Raw genomic sequence first — 17,562 nt, 5'->3', positions numbered from 1 at the left:
GGTGAGACACCGGGCTGGCATTGTCGCCCATTGCCCCCATCTGGTCACCTCGGTAGGCTGACCGATTGCCGTTCCCTGCTGGCCCGGCACCCAGCCAACGCCCCCACAACCGGATCCCCCATGGCGATGGATTTCATCCGCATCCGCGGCGCGCGGACGCACAACCTGAAGAACCTCGACCTCGACCTGCCCCGCGACAAGCTGATCGTGATCACCGGCCTGTCCGGCTCGGGCAAGTCCTCGCTGGCGTTCGACACCATCTATGCAGAAGGCCAGCGCCGCTATGTCGAGTCGTTGTCGGCCTATGCGCGCCAGTTCCTGAGCGTGATGGAAAAACCGGACCTGGACCACATCGAGGGCCTGTCCCCGGCGATCTCGATCGAGCAGAAGTCGACCTCGCACAACCCGCGTTCGACGGTCGGCACGATCACCGAGATCTACGACTACCTGCGCCTGCTGTACGCCCGCGTAGGCACCCCGCGCTGCCCAGACCACGGCTACCCGCTGGAAGCGCAGACGGTCAGCCAGATGGTCGACCAGGTGCTGACCCTGGACCCGGAACAGCGCTACATGCTGCTGGCGCCGGTCATCCGCGACCGCAAGGGCGAGCATGCCCAGGTGTTCGACCAGCTGCGCGCACAGGGCTTCGTGCGCGTGCGCGTGGACGGCGAGCTGCATGAGATCGACGCGGTGCCGCCGCTGGCGCTGCGCCAGAAGCACACCATCGAGGCGGTGATCGACCGCTTCCGCCCGCGCGAGGACATCAAGCAGCGCCTGGCCGAGAGCTTCGAGACCGCGCTGAAGCTGGGCGACGGCATGGCCTCGGTGCAGAGCCTGGACAACACGGAAACCGCGCCGACCCTGTTCTCCTCCAAATACTCCTGCCCGGTCTGCGATTACTCGCTGCCGGAGCTGGAGCCGCGCCTGTTCTCGTTCAACGCACCGATGGGCGCCTGCCCCGGCTGCGATGGCCTGGGCATGGCCGAGTTCTTCGATCCCTCGCGCGTGGTGGTGCACCCCGAGCTGTCGCTGGCCGCCGGCGCGGTGCGCGGCTGGGATCGCCGCAACGCCTACTACTTCCAGCTGATCGCTTCGCTGGCCAAGCACTACCGGTTCGACGTCGACGCGGCCTGGAACTCGCTGCCGGACAAGGTGCAGCAGGCCGTGCTGTACGGCAGCGGCGATGAAGCGATCACCTTCACCTACTTCACCGAAGCCGGTGGCCGCACCCAGCGCAAGCATCGCTTCGAGGGCATCATTCCCAACCTCGAGCGCCGCTACAAGGAAACCGAATCGCCGGCGGTGCGCGAAGAGCTGTCCAAGTACATCAGCGAACAACCCTGCCCGGAATGCCATGGCGCGCGCCTGAACAAGGCTGCACGCAATGTGTTCGTGGCCGACCGCCCGCTGCCGGAGCTGGTGGTGCTTCCGATCGACGAGGCGCTGAAGTTCTTCAGCGAGCTGAGCCTGCCGGGCTGGCGTGGCGAGATCGCGGCGAAGATCGTCAAGGAAATCGGCGAACGCCTCGGCTTCCTGGTCGACGTGGGCCTGGATTACCTGACCCTGGAGCGCAAGGCCGACACCCTGTCCGGTGGCGAGGCGCAGCGCATCCGCCTGGCCAGCCAGATCGGTGCCGGCCTGGTCGGCGTGATGTACGTGCTCGACGAACCGTCGATCGGCCTGCACCAGCGCGACAACGAACGCCTGCTGGGCACCCTCACCCGCCTGCGCGACCTCGGCAACACGGTGATCGTGGTCGAGCATGACGAGGACGCGATCCGCCTGGCCGACTACGTGCTGGACATCGGCCCGGGCGCAGGCGTGCATGGCGGCGAGATCGTCGGCCAGGGCACCCTGCAGGACATCCTGGAGGCACCGCGCTCGCTGACCGGCCAGTACCTGTCGGGCAAGCGCGCGATCGAGATCCCGGCGCGCCGGCACAAGCCGAACCCGAAGATGACCCTGCACCTGCGCGGGGCCAGCGGCAACAACCTCAAGGGCGTGGACCTGGCGATTCCGTCGGGCCTGCTGACCTGCGTGACCGGCGTGTCCGGCTCCGGCAAGTCGACCCTGATCAACGACACCCTGTTCTCGCTGGCCGCCAACGAGATCAACGGTTCCTCGCACCCGATCGCCCCGTACAGGGAGATCGATGGTCTGGACCTGTTCGACAAGGTGGTGGACATCGACCAGTCGCCGATCGGCCGCACCCCACGTTCGAACCCGGCCACCTACACCGGCCTGTTCACTCCCCTGCGCGAACTGTTCGCACAGGTGCCCGAAGCGCGTGCACGCGGCTACTCGCCGGGCCGCTTCAGCTTCAACGTGCGTGGTGGCCGCTGCGAGGCCTGCCAGGGCGATGGCCTGATCAAGGTCGAGATGCACTTCCTGCCGGACGTGTACGTGCCGTGCGATGTCTGCCATGGCAAGCGCTACAACCGCGAGACGCTGGAGATCCTGTACAAGGGTTTCAACATCAACGACGTGCTGGAAATGACCGTCGAGGATGCGCTGAAGCTGTTCGAGCCGGTGCCGTCGATCGCACGCAAGCTGGAAACACTGGTCGACGTCGGCCTGAGCTACATCAAGCTGGGCCAGAGCGCGACCACGCTGTCCGGTGGTGAAGCGCAGCGCGTGAAGCTGTCCAAGGAGCTGTCGCGCCGCGATACCGGCCGCACCCTGTACATCCTCGACGAGCCGACCACCGGCCTGCACTTCCACGACATCGAAGCGCTGCTGGGCGTGCTGCACAAGCTGCGCGACGAAGGCAACACGGTGGTGGTGATCGAGCACAACCTGGACGTGATCAAGACCGCCGACTGGATCGTCGATCTGGGTCCGGAGGGTGGCCACCGCGGCGGCACCATCCTGGTCACCGGCACGCCGGAAGACGTGGCGGCCTGCCCGCAGTCGTACACCGGCCAGTTCCTGGCCCGCATGCTGCCCTCCACCAGCGCGCGCCCCGAGCAGCCGGCCGCCGTGGCCAACAAGCCCGACGCCCGCCCCCCGCGCAAGATGAAGCCCGAGAAGCCGGCCAAGGTGGCGAAGAAGGCCGTGGCCGCCAAGAGCACCGGCAAGGCCAGCAAGAGCACGTCGAAGAAGAAGGACGCCTGATGAGCAGCGAACACAAGATCCTGGCCCGCATCCCGATCAGCGTGCGCTGGCGTGACATGGACAGCATGGGCCACGTCAACAACGCCAAGTACATTTCCTACCTGGAAGAAGCGCGCGTGCGCTGGATGCTGGGCGTGGACGGCGTGTCGATGACCGACCGCATCGCCCCGGTCGTGGCCGCGACCAACGTCAATTACCGGCTGCCGATCGTGTGGCCCAACGACATCGTGGTCGAATTGTTCGTCGAGCGCCTGGGCAACAGCAGCGTGACCATCGGCCACCGCATCGTCGACCAGCAGGACGCATCGAAGCTGTACTCGGATGGCAACGTGGTGGTGGTGTGGATGGATACGCAGACCGGCAAGAGCGCGCCGCTGCCTGAGGCGATCCGCAACGCTTCCACCTGAAGGTAGTGCCGGCCGCTGGCCGGCAACCTCCAGACGCTTCGCGCATGCCGGCCAGCGGCCGGCACTACCGATCCAATTCAAAGGACTGACATGATCCACCAGACTGAACTGAGCGACCTGCTGCCCGGCATGGTCCCCTTCCCCACCGACGTCTTCCCCGCCGACCAGGCCTGGCTCGGCCAGCACCTGCTGCCGCTGCTGAAGATCGACCTCGGTGTGCTGCGCCCGGAACTGGCCGGCCAGGTGGCGACGATGCTGTGCCCGATCGAGCCGTACGACGGCTGCATCGGCGAAACCACCGAAGAACACCACAACGATTTCACCGCCACCAACTGGATCGCCTTCGAGCTGACCGCCGGCAACCAGATGCGCTTCCTCGGCAACGAGGGCTATTTCATCGGCGATGCAGTACAGGACAAGGACGCGCAGGAACACATTGCGCAGATGCGCGACAGCTACGCCAAGGCCCGCGACTACCACGCCATGCATGGCCGCCTCGCCTGCTACTCGCGCTACGGCAAGGGTGAGGCCAGCGAGCGCGCTTATCTGGATACGCTGGGGGGACAGATTTCCTGTGGCAACTGGATCGAAACGGCCGATATTCCTGCCGCCTTCACCCTGGAATTCACCGAGGCCGCCAACGACCGGCATGCTCCAGATGATGCCGAACTGGCGATCATCCGCCGCGATGGCCACAAGTTCTTCGCCGTCGCCGAAGTCGCCGGCTACAACTGGTGCGCCACCGGCGCCGACGCGATCGTGATGCTGTATGAGCCGGTGAGCCGCACGGTGCTGTTCTCGTACGACTGGTCGTAAGACCCTGCGGCAGTGCCGGCCGCTGGCCGGCATTTCCTGTTTTTGCCGGCCAGCGGCCGGCACTACCATCCCGCTACGGCGCGGCCTTGCGGACGGTCAACGTCGCGCTCGCTTCACCACCACCTTCCAGCTGCAACTGCAGCGGCAGCGCCTGGCCTTCCTTCAGCGCGCCCCGCCCCTGCATCAGCATCAGGTGCAGGCCACCAGGCTTGAGTTCGGCACGCGCGCCGGCTGCCAGCGGCAGGCGCTCGATCGCGCGCATCCGGCTGACGCCATCGACGATCGTGGTCTCGTGCAGCGACACGTCGCCGAAACTACTGCTGGTCGCACCGGTGATCACCACCGCCCTGCTGCAGCCGTTGTGTATCACGCCATAGCCGGCAGTCATCGGCATCGCCGGATTCGGTGGCAACCGCGCCCAGCCCTGCTCCACCGTGACGCAGCGTGATTCCGCAGCCGAAGCCGATGCTGCGGCCGCACACAGCACCCACAGTACGCCAACGAATGGTTTGGTTATCATCGCCCAGGTTCCTTCTTCGCAACGAGACCGCAGCATGACGACGCTCATCGAGGTGATCAACCACGGCCCCATCCGCGAACTGCGCCTGGCGCGGCCGCCGGTCAATGCACTGGACACCGATCTGTGCCGGCAGTTGATCCATGCCATCGAACTGGCCATGGCCGAAGACGCGCACGGCATCGTGCTGTCGGGCAGCGAGCGCATCTTCACCGGTGGAATGGACGTGCCGCACCTGCTCTCGCATGGCGATGACAAGCACAAGCTGCTGGACACCTGGAACGCTTTCTTTGGCGCCGTGCGCACACTGGCCGAGAGCCGCATCCCGGTGGTCGCAGCGATTACCGGCCACGCGCCGGCCGGCGGCTGCGTGCTGGCCCTGTGCTGCGACTACCGGGTAATGGCGCGCAGCGCCGATCCGTCGCGGCCGTATGCCATCGGCCTGAACGAGGTGCAGGTGGGCCTGATCGCGCCGGAGGGCATCCAGCGCCTGCTGCGCCGTGCGGTGGGCGTGCACCGCGCCGGCGTGCTGCTGACCACCGGCTCGCTGGTGCCGGCCGAACAGGCGCTGCAGATCGGCCTGGTCGACGAGCTGGCTGAGGGTGACCTGGTGGTGGCCCGCGCCGTGGCCTGGCTGCAGAACCTGCTCAAGCAGCCTCGGCAGCCGATGCTGCTGACCCGCGCCATCGCTCGCGCCGACCTGCACGAAGCGCTGCACCCGGACCTGATCCAGCTGGACCGTTTCGTCGAGGCCTGGTTCGCCCCGGACGCGCAGAACGCCCTGCAGGCCCTGGCGGCGCGCCTGGGCAAGTAGCGGTTGCCCCGCCCGGGGTCAGATCCCTTTCGCCGGGCGAAAGGGATCTGACCCCTGACCGGTATAATCGGGGCCTTCTCATTGCTGTGGCCGCCCCCTTGAACGACACGCCCGAACCCGTCGTCTCCGAGCTGATCGACCTGCTCACGCTGGAGCGGCTGGAGGACAACCTGTTCCGCGGGCAGAGCCGCGACATCGGCACCAAGTACGTGTTCGGTGGGCAGGTGCTGGGCCAGGCCCTGGCTGCGGCGCAGGCCGCGGTCGACAACGGCCGCCACGTGCACTCGCTGCACGCCTACTTCCTGCGCGCCGGCAACATCGACCACCCGATCGTCTACGACGTGGACCGCACCCGCGATGGCGGCAGCTTCTCGGTGCGACGGGTCACCGCGATCCAGCACGGCAAGGTGATCTTCTTCTGCGCGGCCTCGTTCCAGCAGGCCGAGACCGGCGCCGAGCACCAGCACAAGATGCCTGAAGTGCCGCAGCCGGAAGACATCGAACCGAACCGGCCGCTGCCGGCCGAAGTGCTGGAGCGGCTGCCGATCAAGGTGCAGCGCTGGCTGTCGCGTGGCGGCCCGTTCGAGTTCCGCCACGTCTACCCGCGCGACGAGTTGAACCCGCCCAAGCGCCCGCCCTACCATCAGGTGTGGCTGCGCCTGAGCGAGCCGGTCGGCGATGCCCCGGAGCTGCACCAGGCGCTGCTGGCCTATGCCTCCGACTTCCACCTGCTGGGCACGGCGACCTTCCCGCACGGCATCAGCTACTACCACCCGCACGTGCAGATGGCCTCGCTCGACCACGCAATCTGGTTCCACCGCCCGTTCCGCGCCGACGACTGGCTGCTGTACTCGCTGGACAGCCCCAGCGCGCAGGATTCGCGCGGCCTGGCCCGCGGCCAGTTCTTCACCCGCAACGGCGTGCTGGTGGCCAGCACTGCGCAGGAAGGCCTGATCCGCGTGGTTCCCGACCAGGCTGCGGCCGCCGCCGTGCCGGCCAAGGAGTAACCCATGCGCCAGATCTTCAGCAGCCAGCGCGTGGAAACCGTCGAAGGCGTGGCCGAGCTCCTGCGCGGGCATGGGATCGACGTCAAGGTGACCAACGGGCGCTCGTACAAGACCCGTCGCCGCGGCCAGTTCAGTTATACCGACCTGGGCAACGCCAACGCCTATCCGGCGGTATGGATCGTGCGTGCCGACGACCAGCCGCGCGCGCGCGAAATCCTGCGCGAAGCGCGCCTGCTCGACACTACCCGCCGTGACCACCCCACCGCCGAATTCGCCTTCCGCGACGCGCCGGAACCGGGCAGCGGCGGCCGCAGCTGGGCCTGGCGCATCCGCATCGCGCTGCTGGTGGTGATCGCTGGCGTGGCGCTGGTGATCGGCCTGCGCCATCGCGGCGCCCCGGTGCCCGCCCCGCAGGCCCAGCCGCAGCAGGCGCAACCGGCCCCGCAGGCCGCGCCGGAAGAGGAAGCAGTCCGGGTCCGCATCCAGCCCTCGAAATGATTCGCGGGTGAAAAAGGGGACGGAGGGGATTAAGTCGTTTGTGCCACAAACGACTTAATCCCCTCCGTCCCCTTTTTGTCATGAGGATGCCGGCCAGCGGCCGGCACTACCGCACAGAATGCTGGTCACACTTCGCGCGCGGCTCCGTCATGGGACACAATCCCCGCAGGAGAGCCGCCGCCATGACGACGTTCACCGCATCGATCGACCAGACCCTGGAACGCGAACTGCCCGCCGCCGCCAGCGGTTGCCAGCACGCCTACGGCCGCATCGTGCTGGCCTGCCAGAACACGGTCACCGCCATCGCGCTGGCCATCACCCGAGACCGCCAGGCCAGCGAGGACATCGCCCAGGAGGCCTTTGTGAAGGGCTGGCAGCAGCTGCACCAGCTGCGCAGCGCGACCAGCTTCCTGCCGTGGCTGCGGCAGATCACCCGCAACCTCGCCCGCGACTGGCTGCGCGCCCAGCGTGGCCGTCCACTGACCGGCGAGGCGGCCGAGGTGGCGATGGGGATGGCCGCCGATCCGTCCCCGGGCGCAGCCGATCGCCTGCAACGGGTGGAGGAAGAAATCGCCGCCGAGGACATCATCTCCACCCTGCCCGCCGACAGCCGCGAAGTCCTGTTGCTGTACTACCGCGAAGGCCAGCGCTCGCAGCAGGTGGCCGACCTGCTCGGGCTCAGCGACGCCGCCGTGCGCAAGCGCCTGTCGCGCGCCCGCGCGCTGGTGCGGGACGGCCTGCTGCAGCGCTTCGGTGAGTTCGCGCGCAGCAGCGCGCCGAGCGCCGCCTTCGCCACCGCCGTGGTGTCGATGGTGCTGGTGGCCGCACCCGGCACCGCCAGTGCCGCGATCCTGCTGAGCGCCGGCGTCGGCGTGGGCAGCAGCAAGCTGGGCCTGGGCGGGGCCAGCGTGGCCGGGGGTACAGCCATGGGCTCGGTCACCGCCACCCTGGGCTACCTGCACATGATTCCGGCCAGCACTTGGGGCGCGTTCGCTGGTGGCGTTGCCGGCGGCGTGATCGGCAGCTACCTGGGCGGTCGATTCCTGCTGTCCTATGCCAAGACCGATGCCGAACGCGCGCGGGTCTGGCGCTTTGTGCGCATGAACACCTGGACAGCCATGGCCTGCTGCCTGGCAGTGCTGGCGGTGGTACTGCTGCAGACCCCGACGTGGGTGCATCTGCTGGTGCTGGTGCTCGGCATGGGTCTGGTGAACTACCAGTGCCTGGGACCGCTGCAGCAGATCATGGCGCCGCTGATCGCGCGCGATTCGTCGCGGCGTGGGCGCACCGGCACCAACTGGGTGTATGAATCGCTGTATGGGCGTACCGGGATCATCGCCATGAACATCGTGGTGCTGGGCGTCGTGCTGTATGCCATGGCCCATTCCAGCGGCCGCTAGGGCCTCAACGCACGACGCCGGCAGTACGCCGGCGTCGTGGTCGGTCAGCGCGCGATGAATCAGCGCTGCGACTTCGGTGCACCGCCGTCGCGCGGACCGCCTTGGCGCGGGCCACCGTGCATCGGGCCCTTGGCCGCGTCGAACTCGGCCTTGCTCAGCTGGCCATCCTTGTTGGTGTCGGCGGCAGCAAACCAGGCATCACGATGCTGCTTCATGCGCAGCTCGCGGTCAGCCTTGTCCAGGTAACCGTCCTTGTTGAGGTCGAGCTGGTCGAAGCGCGCGGCCAGGCGCGGGTCGGCCTTGGCCTCGTCGCGGCTGATGCGGCCGTCCTTGTTGACGTCCAGCCTGGCCCAGCGCTCACCGCCGTGGCCACGGCGGCCATGCTGCCAGCGCGGCATCTCATCGCGCGAGAGCTTGCCGTCCTTGTTCCTGTCCAGCTCGTCGAACTTCGCGGCCAGGCGCGGGTTGGCAGCCGCCTCGCTGCGGTCGATCACGCCGTCGCCATTGGTGTCCAGCTTGGCCGGGCGCTGCGCCGACGTGGCCGGGGTGTCGGCCGCCAGCGCGATGCCGGAGGCGGAAGTGCCGAGCAGCAGGGCCAGCAGCAGGGGGGTACGGATCATGGGGTCACTCCTGGGAATGGGAATTGCGTCGGGGTGATCACTTCACCCTCGAGTGACAACAACGCCCGGGCGCGACATCGGTTGACGCCGTGGCCGGTTCCATTCATCCGCCGGACAGTCGCCGCCACTGCGACGGGCTGGGGCTATGCTGTGCCCATGGCACTACACGGCGATAGAGACGACGAACTGCGGCTTTTCCAGACCGGCGAGCACCCCTGCGGGTACTGGTCCGACCGGGTGGCGCGCGACCTGGTGCTGGATCCGCACGATCGCCGGCTGGGTGGCCTGTACCCGCTGGCACTGAGCTGGGGCTTCCGCCGCAGCGGTGATCTGGTCTACCGGCCGCACTGCGCGCACTGCCAGGCCTGCGTGGCGGTGCGCATCCCGGTGGCCCGCTTCGCCCCGGACCGCAGCCAGCGCCGCTGTGCCGCCCGCAATGACGACCTGGAGGTGCGGATCACCGCCGCCACCGCCCGTGACGACCTGTTCGCGCTGTATCACCGCTACCTCACCCACCGCCACGCCAATGGCGGCATGGACGACCATGGCCCGCACGAGTTCGAGCAGTTCCTGATCGGCAGCTGGTCGCACACCCGCTTCATGGAGATGCGCCTGCCCGGCCACGACGGCCAGCCCAGCCAGTTGCTGGGGGTGGCGGTGACCGACGTCACCGAGCATGGCCTGTCGGCGGTCTACACGTTCTTCGACCCGGACCACGCCGCGCGCGGGCTGGGTACCTTCGCGATCCTCCAACAGATCGAGTGGGCGCGCCGCGAGGGGTTGCCGCACGTGTACCTGGGCTACTGGATCCGCGGGCACCAGAAGATGGACTACAAGCGCCGCTTCCATCCCCTTGAGGCCTACGACGGCCGCTGCTGGCACGATTTCGACAACGAACTGGACGGGCGCTGACAAACCGCTGACACCGGGCCGGGTGCAGAATAGGGGGATGAACGCCAAACCCCTGATCCTCGCCCTGGCCCTGCTCTGCGGCGCCACCGCCCCCGCCTTTGCCACGTCCCCCGCGATGACTGAGAAGCCGTCCACTGCGCTGCGCCTGGCCACCTACAACACTTCGCTGTACTCCGATGATGCCGGTGGCCTGATCAAGGAACTGGAGGGCGACAGCGAGCACGCACGCAAGATCGCCGCCGTGCTGCAGCAGGTGCGCCCGGACCTGGTACTGCTGAACGAATTCGATTTCGACGATGCCCATCGCGCCGCCGACCTGTTCCAGAAGCGCTACCTGGAAGTCGCCCAGCCCGGCGGCGGCAAGCCGCTGCACTTTGCCTACCGCTACCTGGCGCCGGTCAACACCGGTGTGCCCAGCGGCCTGGATCTGGACAACAACGGCGTGGTCGGCGGCGAAGGCCGCAGCCGTGGCAATGACGCGTGGGGCTACGGCCTGCACCCGGGCCAATACGGCATGCTGGTGCTGTCGCGCTACCCGATCGATGAAACCAAGGTGCGCAGCTTCCAGCTGTTGAAGTGGAGCGCGATGCCCGGCGCCATCCGCCCGGTCGATCCGCGTACCGGCCAGAGCTTCTACAACGACCACGTGTGGTCGCAGCTGCGCCTGTCCTCGAAGTCGCATTGGGACGTGCCGGTGAAGACCCCGGGCGGCGTGGTCCACGCGCTGGTCTCGCATCCGACGCCGCCGGTGTTCGACGGCCCGGAAAAGCGCAACGCGGCACGCAACCACGACGAACTGCGCCTTTGGCAGGAATACCTGTCCAAGGGTGAGAAGCCCTGGCTGTGCGACGACAAGGGCCAGTGCGGCGGCTTGGCGGAGGACGCGCGCTTCGTGATCCTCGGCGATCTGAACAACGACCCGGTCGATGGCGATGGCCGCCACGAGGCGATCGTCGAGCTGATCGAGAACGCGCGCGTGCTGCGCTACCCCACCCCGCGCAGCGTCGGCGGCGAGCAGACCAGCCTGGCCTATGCGGCCAAGGGCATCGAACGCAAGGGCGCACCGTTCCACGCCACCGGCGATTTCGGCCCGAAGTCCGGCACCATGCGCCTGGACTACGTGCTTCCCTCGACCGGTTTCGAGTACGTGGGCAGCGGCATCTTCTGGCCGGCCAATGAAAGCCCGGAAGCGAAGATCGCCGACGGCAGCGACCACCACCTGGTGTGGGTGGACGTGCGGTAGAGTCGACTGCACGTTGAGCGTACCGACCAACGGTCGGTACCCACCGGGTTTCGGTAGGCGACGACCGTTGGTCGTCGCTCCTTTTTCAGGGGCGCAGTTCGACGCCGATGGCGTCGGCGGCATCACGCGCGATGGCGCGTGCTTCGTCGATGGTTTCCGCGCGCGCCAGGGTCACGCCCACGCGGCGATGGCCATGCACGCTCGGCTTGCCGAACAGGCGTACGGCAGTATCCGGCACCTGCAATGCAGCGGCGACGTTGTTGAAGTACGGCACGCCCTCGCCGTGTGCCAACAGCGCGCACGACGCCGACGGGCCGCTCTGGCGGATCACCGGGATCGGCAGGCCGAGGATGGCGCGCGCATGCAGCGCGAACTCGCTCAACTCCTGCGATACCAGCGTCACCAGGCCGGTGTCGTGCGGGCGCGGCGACACTTCGCTGAACCACACTTCGTCGCCCTTCACGAACAGCTCGACGCCGAACAGGCCCCAGCCGCCAAGGTCGTCGGTGATCGCACGTGAGATCTCCTCGGCACGTGCCAGTGCCGCGCTCGACATCGGCTGCGGCTGCCAGCTTTCGCGGTAATCGCCATCCTTCTGCAGGTGGCCGATCGGCGCACAGAATGAGGTGCCGCCGGCATGGCGCACGGTCAACAGGGTGATCTCGTAGTCGAAATCGATGAAGCCTTCGACGATGCAGCGGCCGGCACCGGCACGGCCACCGGTCTGTGCGTACTCCCAGGCCGGAGCGATGTCCGCTTCGCTGCGCAGGGTGCTCTGGCCCTTGCCCGAGGACGACATCACCGGCTTGACCACGCACGGCAGGCCGATGGCAGCCACGGCAGCGCGGTATTCGGCCTCGGTATCGACGAAGCGGTAGGGCGAGGTCGGCAGGCCCAGGGTTTCGGCGGCGAGGCGGCGGATGCCCTCGCGGTCCATGGTCAGGCGCGCGGCGCGTGCGGTCGGGATCACCCGCAGGCCTTGCTCCTGCTCCAGCTGGACCAGGGTCTCGGTATGGATGGCCTCGATCTCCGGCACCACCAGATGTGGCTGCTCCTGGGCGATCAGGGCGCGCAGCGCCATCGCATCGAGCATGTCGATCACGTGCGAGCGGTGGGCGACCTGCATGGCCGGGGCATCGGCGTAGCGGTCAGCGGCGATCACTTCCACGCCCAGCCGCTGCAGCTCGATGGCCACCTCCTTGCCGAGTTCGCCCGAGCCCAGCAGCAGCACGCGGGTGGCGGAGGGAGACAACGGAGTTCCAAGCTTGGCCATGGCGGTTCCAGCAGCGACGTGAAGGCGGGTGGGCATTCTAGCTGGCCGCGCACCCTGGTCATGGCATCCGACGAACGGTAGTCGAAAAGTGATATCACTTTGATATCTTCAATTCGAACCCTCAAGGACGTACCGCCATGAAAGAGAAGTCGCTTGCCTCCCTCAACGGCCTGGGGACCCTGGCCGGTGCCCTGCTCGTCGCCCTCGCCGGCGCTGCCCTGTTCGTACTGGGCGTGGCCGCCAAGGCCAGCACCGGCTCGCCCAACCTGCTGCTTATGCTGCTGGGTGCGCTGCTGGGGGTCCTGGGCGTGTTCATCCTGGCCGGCCTGTACACCATCCAGCCCAACCAGGCGGCGGTGCTGAGCCTGTTCGGCAAGTACGTCGGCACCGTCAAGGACAACGGCCTGCGCTGGAACAACCCCTTCTATGCCAAGCGCCGGGTCAGCCAGCGCGTGCGCAACTTCGAGAGCGGCAAGCTGAAGGTCAACGAGCTGGACGGCAGCCCGATCGAGATCGCTGCAGTCATCGTCTGGCAGGTGGTCGATGCCTCCGAGGCCGTCTACAACGTGGACGACTACGAAAGCTTCGTGCACATCCAGTCCGAATCGGCGTTGCGCGCGATGGCCACCAGCTATCCCTACGACCAGCACGAGGAGGGCCAGCTGGCGCTGCGCAGCCATGCCAGCGAGATCTCCCAGCACCTGAAGAACGAGCTGGCCGAACGCCTGGCCGACGCTGGCGTGCAGGTGATCGACGCACGCATCAGCCACCTCGCCTACGCCGCCGAAATCGCCCAGGCGATGCTGCAGCGGCAGCAGGCCAACGCAGTGATCGCTGCACGCACGCGCATCGTGGCCGGTGCGGTCGGCATGGTTGAAATGGCCCTGGCCGAACTGCAGAAGAACGGCGTGGTGCAGCTGGATGAGGAACGCAAGGCGCACATGGTCAGCAACCTACTGACCGTGCTGTGCTCGGACCGCGGCACCCAGCCGATCGTCAACGCCGGTTCGCTGTACTGAACCACCCTCGCAACGGGGCGCCCCACCGCCCCGCCAGGAGCTTGCATGAGTGAGAAGAAAGCCTACCCGCTGCGCATCAACGCCGAGGTCCTGGCCGCGGCGCAACGCTGGGCTGACGACGAGCTGCGCAGCCTCAACGCGCAGATCGAGTATGTGCTGCGCGACGCCCTGCGCAAGGCAGGCCGCCTGCCGAAACCCACGCCATCTTCAGAGGACAAGGAATGAGCAAGCGCTGGAGCTACCAGACGATCGAGGTCAAGACGTCCATGATGGGCCTGCTCAAGGCCGAGGACATCCAGAGCGAACTGAGCCGCCAAGGCCAACTGGGCTGGGAGCTGGTCAACATCATCATCCCCGCACCGATGCGCCCGGCGATGCTGGTGTTCAAGAAGGAGGCCTGAGCCATGGGCGCCAGCGATCCGAAACAGTACGAGGTGGCCGAGATCTCGCCGTTGCGCGTGCTGTGGATCGTGCTGCCCCTGCTCGCCGCCTTCGTGGCCTGCTTGTATGCGCAGTTGTACAAGGCGCCGGCGACGGCGCCCTGGATCGAAGTAACGCTGTCGCCACCCTGGTTCCGGATGGGCGGCAGCGCCGCCTGGAGCCTGCTGGTCATTGCAGCGCTCGGCATCGGGCTGGGCGCAGCATTCTTCCGCCGCCGGGTGGAACTGGCCGATGGCATGCTGGACGTGCGTTCGACGATGTACCGCCGCCGCGTTCCGGTGGCGCAGTTGCGGCTGGACCAGGCCGAGGTGGTCGACCTGCAGCGTGACCCCCGCTATGGCATCCGCTTCAAGACCAACGGCTACGCGATGCCGGGCTTCTATTCCGGTCACTTTCGCCTGCAGGGCGGTGGCAAGGGTTTCGCGCTGGTCACCAACCGCGCGAGCGTCCTCGCCCTGCCGGTCCGCGATGGCAGCACCCTGCTGCTCAGTCTCGATCGGCCACAGGCGCTGCTGGAAGCACTGCGCAAGGTGGCCGTGCCGGGCCCGCGGCAGTAAGCTGCGGCGATGCAACGACGCCTGCCCCTGCTGATCAATACCGAAGCCATCGAACTGTGGCCCGCAGACCTGCTGCGTGCGCGCAGCAATCTCGACGCGCGCCTGCTGTCACGAGCGAACTGGGTGCTGCGGCGCAAGTGCGATGGCCGTTACCTGGCGGCGGTGGTGGAACACGGCGTGCACGCCATGGTGCCGCGCCTGGCGCGCGAGCTCGGGGCCGAGGAAGCACTGGCCTTGCTGGATGCAGCCGCGGCCCGGCCGTTCGGTGCAAATCTGGAAGCGCAGTGGCTGCCCCTCGCCGGGCTGCAGCAGCGCCTGCAGCAGCTCGGCCTGGATGCCCAGCGCTATGCCGACGACAGCGGCCTGCCGCTGGAACCCGAACCGTGCCTGCTTCACTTTGCTGGGCGCGACCGCTTCGCCCGCCCGCTGTGGCTGCGCCGCGGCGCTGCACAGGCCTGGCGGCGGATGCGCCTGCATGCAGCGCGCGATGGCATCGCGCTGGATGCAATCTCCGGCTTCCGCAGCCATGCCTACCAGCTGGGCATCTTCGAACGGAAACGGGCGCGCGGGCTGAGCGTGGCCGAGATCCTGAAGGTGAATGCCGCGCCGGGGTTCAGTGAACACCATAGCGGCCATGCACTGGACATCGGCACGCCGGGCGATGCCCCGGCCGAGGAATCGTTCGACGCTACCGATGCGTTCGCCTGGCTGCAGGCCCATGCCGGCGCGCACGGCTTCCGGTTGAGCTACCCGCGCGACAACCCGCACGGCATCGTCTACGAACCCTGGCACTGGTGCTGGAGACCGGCCAACGGCTGAGCCCCTCGTGGCGACCGCAAGGCGAAATTCATGGAGCTGTCCGGGCGGATTCCGCGCGCGCCCACCACGAGATGGAACAAGAAGGCAAAGACAGAAGCCGGTCGCTTCGCTCGAAGCCTCTACAACGGATCAGCGCGCGGCTGTTGGGTCCGCCTTCAAGCGAGCCGAGCACCGCAGGTCCGGCGAGGGCGAAGAGGTGCTTGCGATTCTGTAGAGCCGAGCCATGCTCGGCTGCTCTCCGCACCGCCCCTCGACGGGCCGAGGAGCGCAGGGGACCGGTGCACAGCACCGGCTCGCGGCCGGCGGCGCGTTTCTTTTGGTTACTTTTCTTTTCGCGCGAAAAGAAAAGTAACGCCCATGAACCATCACGATCGCATCGGCATGGATCGGAGCGACAGCTCTGCGAACGTCACCGCCTCAACGCATTGATCGCCAGCAATACCCACCCGGCCATCATGCTGGTGCCACCGATCGGCGCCATCCGTGTCGGCCACTGCCACAACGCCCCACCCACCAGGCTGCCGGAAAACAGCAGGACCCCCAGCAGCAGCACGTACAGCGCCAGGTGTGCGATCACCCCCTGCGCGCGCGGCCCAAGCGCGACCAGCACCGCGCCATGCGCGAACGCATACAGCGCCGCCATGTTCAGATGCTGCTGCGCCAACGGGTCGGCCACGCCATGCGATGCATAGGCAGACAGGCCGATCGAGACGGCAGCCAACAGCGCCCCGAGGCAGGCCAGCAGGGAAGGCTTACGTGCGCGACGTTCCAGATTGAACATGAGGGCTCCTTGCGCAGCGCCCCTTGCCGGGCGCCGGATGAAAAAAAAACGCGCCGCAATGAGCGGCGCGTTTTCGTGTCCAACACTACATGGGTCAGCCGGGGATTACTTGACGGCCCAGTAGATGTCGTAGGTACCTTCCGGGGTGAACGACTTGTCGATGCCGTCCTTCCAGGTTTCGTACGGACGGTCGATGACTTCGTTGCCCGAGGTCACGGCCCAGGCACGCAGGCCGTTGCGCGCCACGTCCAGACCCGCCATGTGGCCGGTGTAGGCCGCATGCGCCGAACGGTGCGGAGCAACGTGCACGTACTTGACCGGAGCGCCGCCGTCGATCTTGACGGTCAGCTCGTCGGCAGCAGCACCTTCGGCACCCTTCTTCTTCACCGGCTGGGCAATGTCGAAGGCGTACTTCTCCTGGCCGAAGTCGGTGGTGATGATGCGGAACGGACCGGCAGCTTCAAGGCCATTGGCCTCCATCACGCGCTTGATCCACTCCTGGTTGTCCTTGATGGACTTGGTGATGGTGTCCTGACCGCGGTCCACGTTGCCGGCGTTGACCACCAGCAGGTTCTCGGCCGGCACTTCAACGATGGCCAGGTCGGTCAGCGGGGCTTCCGGCGTGCGGTAGTCCACGTTCGGCACGGTTGCGAGCATGTTGGCCATGCGCGACAGACCCATCTTGATGTCGTCGCCGATCTGGCGGCTGACATACAGGCCGGCGTAACGGCCGAACAGGTCGAAGCCGTACTTCACCGAGTAGTCCTGGGTGATCTTGACGTTGCGACCGCCCTTGCCGGTCGGCTCCAGGTTGAAGGTGGTGACCTTGTCGTGACCCTTGGTGGCGTCCTCGATGGCGATCACAACACGCTTGTTCTCTTCGGCTTCGGTGATCTTCCAGGAACCGGTACCCAGGTCCTTGGAGGTGAAGTCGAGGGTGGCACCGACACCCGAGGCCGGGCCGGACAGCTTCAGGTCAACGGCGGGATCGCGCAGTACCAGCGGGTTCCAGTCCTTGAAGCGGCGCAGGCTGCTGACCGTGTCGTACACGATCGTCATCTTGCGGTTGGTCTCGATGCTTTCGGTGATGTGACGCTCGCCCGGCAGACATACGCCAATGATGACGAACAGGCCAGCCACGATCCCCAAGGCGATCAGGAACTCGATAATACGGGTCATTCAGAGAGTCTCCGGGGCCGATCCCACGGCCGGGTTGATTGAAGCGAAGCGCCAATCCTAGCAGGCTTCGCGGGCATTGTTTATCGGGATTGGCGCACCGGTTTCCCTGCCGGCTGCGTATTTGTATGGACAAAGGATTCGAAGG

Annotated in this window: 19 protein-coding genes; 14 read left to right on the top strand and 5 right to left on the bottom strand. The window is 67.1% G+C overall.

Annotation, left to right across the window (positions count from 1 at the left end):
• Nucleotides 1-120: 120 nt before the first annotated feature.
• The 3 genes from uvrA (at nucleotide 121) to ACSYHF_RS05690 (ending at nucleotide 4,337) form a co-directional block, all read left to right on the top strand.
• Nucleotides 121-3,114, top strand: coding sequence for an excinuclease ABC subunit UvrA (uvrA, locus tag ACSYHF_RS05700; RefSeq protein ID WP_065185989.1), 2,994 nt, complete (start codon nucleotides 121-123; stop codon nucleotides 3,112-3,114).
• Entirely contained in the window at nucleotides 3,114-3,521 is a 408-nt protein-coding gene (locus ACSYHF_RS05695) for an acyl-CoA thioesterase (protein ID WP_065178106.1), read from the top strand. Before uvrA ends, ACSYHF_RS05695 begins: the two co-directional genes overlap by 1 nt.
• A gap of 90 nt (nucleotides 3,522-3,611) precedes the next feature.
• Nucleotides 3,612-4,337, top strand: a complete 726-nt coding sequence (locus tag ACSYHF_RS05690) for an enolase (protein ID WP_447576159.1) — start codon at nucleotides 3,612-3,614, stop codon at nucleotides 4,335-4,337.
• A gap of 73 nt (nucleotides 4,338-4,410) precedes the next feature.
• On the opposite strand, the gene ACSYHF_RS05685 is transcribed toward ACSYHF_RS05690, so the two are convergent.
• On the bottom strand, nucleotides 4,411-4,857 hold the full coding sequence (locus ACSYHF_RS05685; RefSeq protein WP_005415700.1) for a copper chaperone PCu(A)C: 447 nt from the start codon (nucleotides 4,855-4,857) through the stop codon (nucleotides 4,411-4,413).
• 34 nt (nucleotides 4,858-4,891) lie between these two features.
• Here ACSYHF_RS05685 and ACSYHF_RS05680 point away from each other — a divergent pair, with 34 nt between their 5' ends.
• The 4 genes from ACSYHF_RS05680 (at nucleotide 4,892) to ACSYHF_RS05665 (ending at nucleotide 8,573) form a co-directional block, all read left to right on the top strand.
• Nucleotides 4,892-5,668 (top strand): enoyl-CoA hydratase/isomerase family protein, encoded by a 777-nt coding sequence (locus ACSYHF_RS05680; protein WP_005415699.1) that lies wholly within the window; start codon nucleotides 4,892-4,894, stop codon nucleotides 5,666-5,668.
• 86 nt (nucleotides 5,669-5,754) lie between these two features.
• Nucleotides 5,755-6,675 carry an acyl-CoA thioesterase II gene (gene tesB / locus ACSYHF_RS05675; protein WP_447576158.1) on the top strand — a complete coding sequence of 307 codons (921 nt, stop codon included), beginning with the start codon at nucleotides 5,755-5,757 and terminating at the stop codon, nucleotides 6,673-6,675.
• Nucleotides 6,676-6,678: 3 nt separating this feature from the next.
• Nucleotides 6,679-7,173, top strand: coding sequence for a pathogenicity-like protein (locus ACSYHF_RS05670; RefSeq protein ID WP_095377765.1), 495 nt, complete (start codon nucleotides 6,679-6,681; stop codon nucleotides 7,171-7,173).
• Nucleotides 7,174-7,355: 182 nt separating this feature from the next.
• On the top strand, nucleotides 7,356-8,573 hold the full coding sequence (locus tag ACSYHF_RS05665; protein ID WP_188238796.1) for an RNA polymerase sigma factor: 1,218 nt from the start codon (nucleotides 7,356-7,358) through the stop codon (nucleotides 8,571-8,573).
• Nucleotides 8,574-8,632: 59 nt separating this feature from the next.
• Here the strand turns inward: ACSYHF_RS05665 and ACSYHF_RS05660 are convergent, their stop codons facing one another.
• A complete protein-coding gene (locus ACSYHF_RS05660) occupies nucleotides 8,633-9,193 on the bottom strand; it encodes an EF-hand domain-containing protein (protein ID WP_111127889.1) in 561 nt (186 codons plus the stop codon).
• A 156-nt stretch (nucleotides 9,194-9,349) separates the two neighbouring features.
• Here ACSYHF_RS05660 and ACSYHF_RS05655 point away from each other — a divergent pair, with 156 nt between their 5' ends.
• Both ACSYHF_RS05655 and ACSYHF_RS05650 read left to right on the top strand, forming a co-directional pair.
• Nucleotides 9,350-10,105, top strand: coding sequence for an arginyltransferase (locus ACSYHF_RS05655; protein ID WP_065178112.1), 756 nt, complete (start codon nucleotides 9,350-9,352; stop codon nucleotides 10,103-10,105).
• A gap of 37 nt (nucleotides 10,106-10,142) precedes the next feature.
• Nucleotides 10,143-11,348, top strand: coding sequence for an endonuclease/exonuclease/phosphatase family protein (locus ACSYHF_RS05650; RefSeq protein WP_005415694.1), 1,206 nt, complete (start codon nucleotides 10,143-10,145; stop codon nucleotides 11,346-11,348).
• A gap of 85 nt (nucleotides 11,349-11,433) precedes the next feature.
• Here the strand turns inward: ACSYHF_RS05650 and purT are convergent, their stop codons facing one another.
• The gene (gene purT / locus ACSYHF_RS05645) at nucleotides 11,434-12,621 is read right to left on the bottom strand and encodes a formate-dependent phosphoribosylglycinamide formyltransferase (RefSeq protein ID WP_049404703.1); all 1,188 of its coding nucleotides are present in this window, start codon (nucleotides 12,619-12,621) and stop codon (nucleotides 11,434-11,436) included.
• 137 nt (nucleotides 12,622-12,758) lie between these two features.
• On the opposite strand from purT, the gene ACSYHF_RS05640 reads away from it, so the two are divergent.
• The 5 genes from ACSYHF_RS05640 to ACSYHF_RS05620 are packed head-to-tail and all read left to right on the top strand — an operon-like array spanning nucleotide 12,759 to nucleotide 15,457.
• Nucleotides 12,759-13,640, top strand: a complete 882-nt coding sequence (locus ACSYHF_RS05640; protein ID WP_005415692.1) for an SPFH domain-containing protein — start codon at nucleotides 12,759-12,761, stop codon at nucleotides 13,638-13,640.
• A gap of 45 nt (nucleotides 13,641-13,685) precedes the next feature.
• Nucleotides 13,686-13,865, top strand: coding sequence for an Arc family DNA binding domain-containing protein (locus tag ACSYHF_RS05635; RefSeq protein WP_065178114.1), 180 nt, complete (start codon nucleotides 13,686-13,688; stop codon nucleotides 13,863-13,865).
• On the top strand, nucleotides 13,862-14,041 hold the full coding sequence (locus tag ACSYHF_RS05630; protein WP_005415690.1) for a DUF4177 domain-containing protein: 180 nt from the start codon (nucleotides 13,862-13,864) through the stop codon (nucleotides 14,039-14,041). The genes ACSYHF_RS05635 and ACSYHF_RS05630 overlap by 4 nt, the downstream gene beginning before the upstream one ends.
• 3 nt (nucleotides 14,042-14,044) lie before the next feature.
• Complete coding sequence (locus ACSYHF_RS05625; RefSeq protein WP_329915494.1) at nucleotides 14,045-14,638, top strand: PH domain-containing protein; 594 nt, start codon at nucleotides 14,045-14,047, stop codon at nucleotides 14,636-14,638.
• Between the two features lie 9 nt (nucleotides 14,639-14,647).
• Nucleotides 14,648-15,457, top strand: coding sequence for a M15 family metallopeptidase (locus ACSYHF_RS05620; RefSeq protein WP_447576157.1), 810 nt, complete (start codon nucleotides 14,648-14,650; stop codon nucleotides 15,455-15,457).
• Between the two features lie 409 nt (nucleotides 15,458-15,866).
• On the opposite strand, the gene ACSYHF_RS05615 is transcribed toward ACSYHF_RS05620, so the two are convergent.
• Nucleotides 15,867-16,238, bottom strand: a complete 372-nt coding sequence (locus ACSYHF_RS05615) for a DUF423 domain-containing protein (RefSeq protein WP_005415687.1) — start codon at nucleotides 16,236-16,238, stop codon at nucleotides 15,867-15,869.
• Between the two features lie 105 nt (nucleotides 16,239-16,343).
• The gene (locus ACSYHF_RS05610) at nucleotides 16,344-17,417 is read right to left on the bottom strand and encodes an SRPBCC family protein (RefSeq protein WP_005415686.1); all 1,074 of its coding nucleotides are present in this window, start codon (nucleotides 17,415-17,417) and stop codon (nucleotides 16,344-16,346) included.
• Between the last annotated feature and the right edge of the window lie 145 nt (nucleotides 17,418-17,562).

Source organism: Stenotrophomonas maltophilia group sp. P373, assembly GCF_053295075.1.
This window is presented reverse-complemented; position numbering and strand designations above follow the sequence as displayed.

Bases quoted from the DNA above. Each gene is read 5' to 3' on its own strand.
- uvrA (WP_065185989.1), top strand. From the start codon at position 121: ATGGCGATGGATTTCATCCGCATCCGCGGCGCGCGGACGCACAACCTG.
- ACSYHF_RS05695 (WP_065178106.1), top strand. From the start codon at position 3,114: ATGAGCAGCGAACACAAGATCCTGGCCCGCATCCCGATCAGCGTGCGC.
- ACSYHF_RS05690 (WP_447576159.1), top strand. From the start codon at position 3,612: ATGATCCACCAGACTGAACTGAGCGACCTGCTGCCCGGCATGGTCCCC.
- ACSYHF_RS05685 (WP_005415700.1), bottom strand. From the start codon at position 4,857: ATGATAACCAAACCATTCGTTGGCGTACTGTGGGTGCTGTGTGCGGCC.
- ACSYHF_RS05680 (WP_005415699.1), top strand. From the start codon at position 4,892: ATGACGACGCTCATCGAGGTGATCAACCACGGCCCCATCCGCGAACTG.
- ACSYHF_RS05670 (WP_095377765.1), top strand. From the start codon at position 6,679: ATGCGCCAGATCTTCAGCAGCCAGCGCGTGGAAACCGTCGAAGGCGTG.
- ACSYHF_RS05665 (WP_188238796.1), top strand. From the start codon at position 7,356: ATGACGACGTTCACCGCATCGATCGACCAGACCCTGGAACGCGAACTG.
- ACSYHF_RS05660 (WP_111127889.1), bottom strand. From the start codon at position 9,193: ATGATCCGTACCCCCCTGCTGCTGGCCCTGCTGCTCGGCACTTCCGCC.
- ACSYHF_RS05655 (WP_065178112.1), top strand. From the start codon at position 9,350: ATGGCACTACACGGCGATAGAGACGACGAACTGCGGCTTTTCCAGACC.
- ACSYHF_RS05650 (WP_005415694.1), top strand. From the start codon at position 10,143: ATGAACGCCAAACCCCTGATCCTCGCCCTGGCCCTGCTCTGCGGCGCC.
- purT (WP_049404703.1), bottom strand. From the start codon at position 12,621: ATGGCCAAGCTTGGAACTCCGTTGTCTCCCTCCGCCACCCGCGTGCTG.
- ACSYHF_RS05640 (WP_005415692.1), top strand. From the start codon at position 12,759: ATGAAAGAGAAGTCGCTTGCCTCCCTCAACGGCCTGGGGACCCTGGCC.
- ACSYHF_RS05635 (WP_065178114.1), top strand. From the start codon at position 13,686: ATGAGTGAGAAGAAAGCCTACCCGCTGCGCATCAACGCCGAGGTCCTG.
- ACSYHF_RS05630 (WP_005415690.1), top strand. From the start codon at position 13,862: ATGAGCAAGCGCTGGAGCTACCAGACGATCGAGGTCAAGACGTCCATG.
- ACSYHF_RS05625 (WP_329915494.1), top strand. From the start codon at position 14,045: ATGGGCGCCAGCGATCCGAAACAGTACGAGGTGGCCGAGATCTCGCCG.
- ACSYHF_RS05620 (WP_447576157.1), top strand. From the start codon at position 14,648: ATGCAACGACGCCTGCCCCTGCTGATCAATACCGAAGCCATCGAACTG.
- ACSYHF_RS05615 (WP_005415687.1), bottom strand. From the start codon at position 16,238: ATGTTCAATCTGGAACGTCGCGCACGTAAGCCTTCCCTGCTGGCCTGC.
- ACSYHF_RS05610 (WP_005415686.1), bottom strand. From the start codon at position 17,417: ATGACCCGTATTATCGAGTTCCTGATCGCCTTGGGGATCGTGGCTGGC.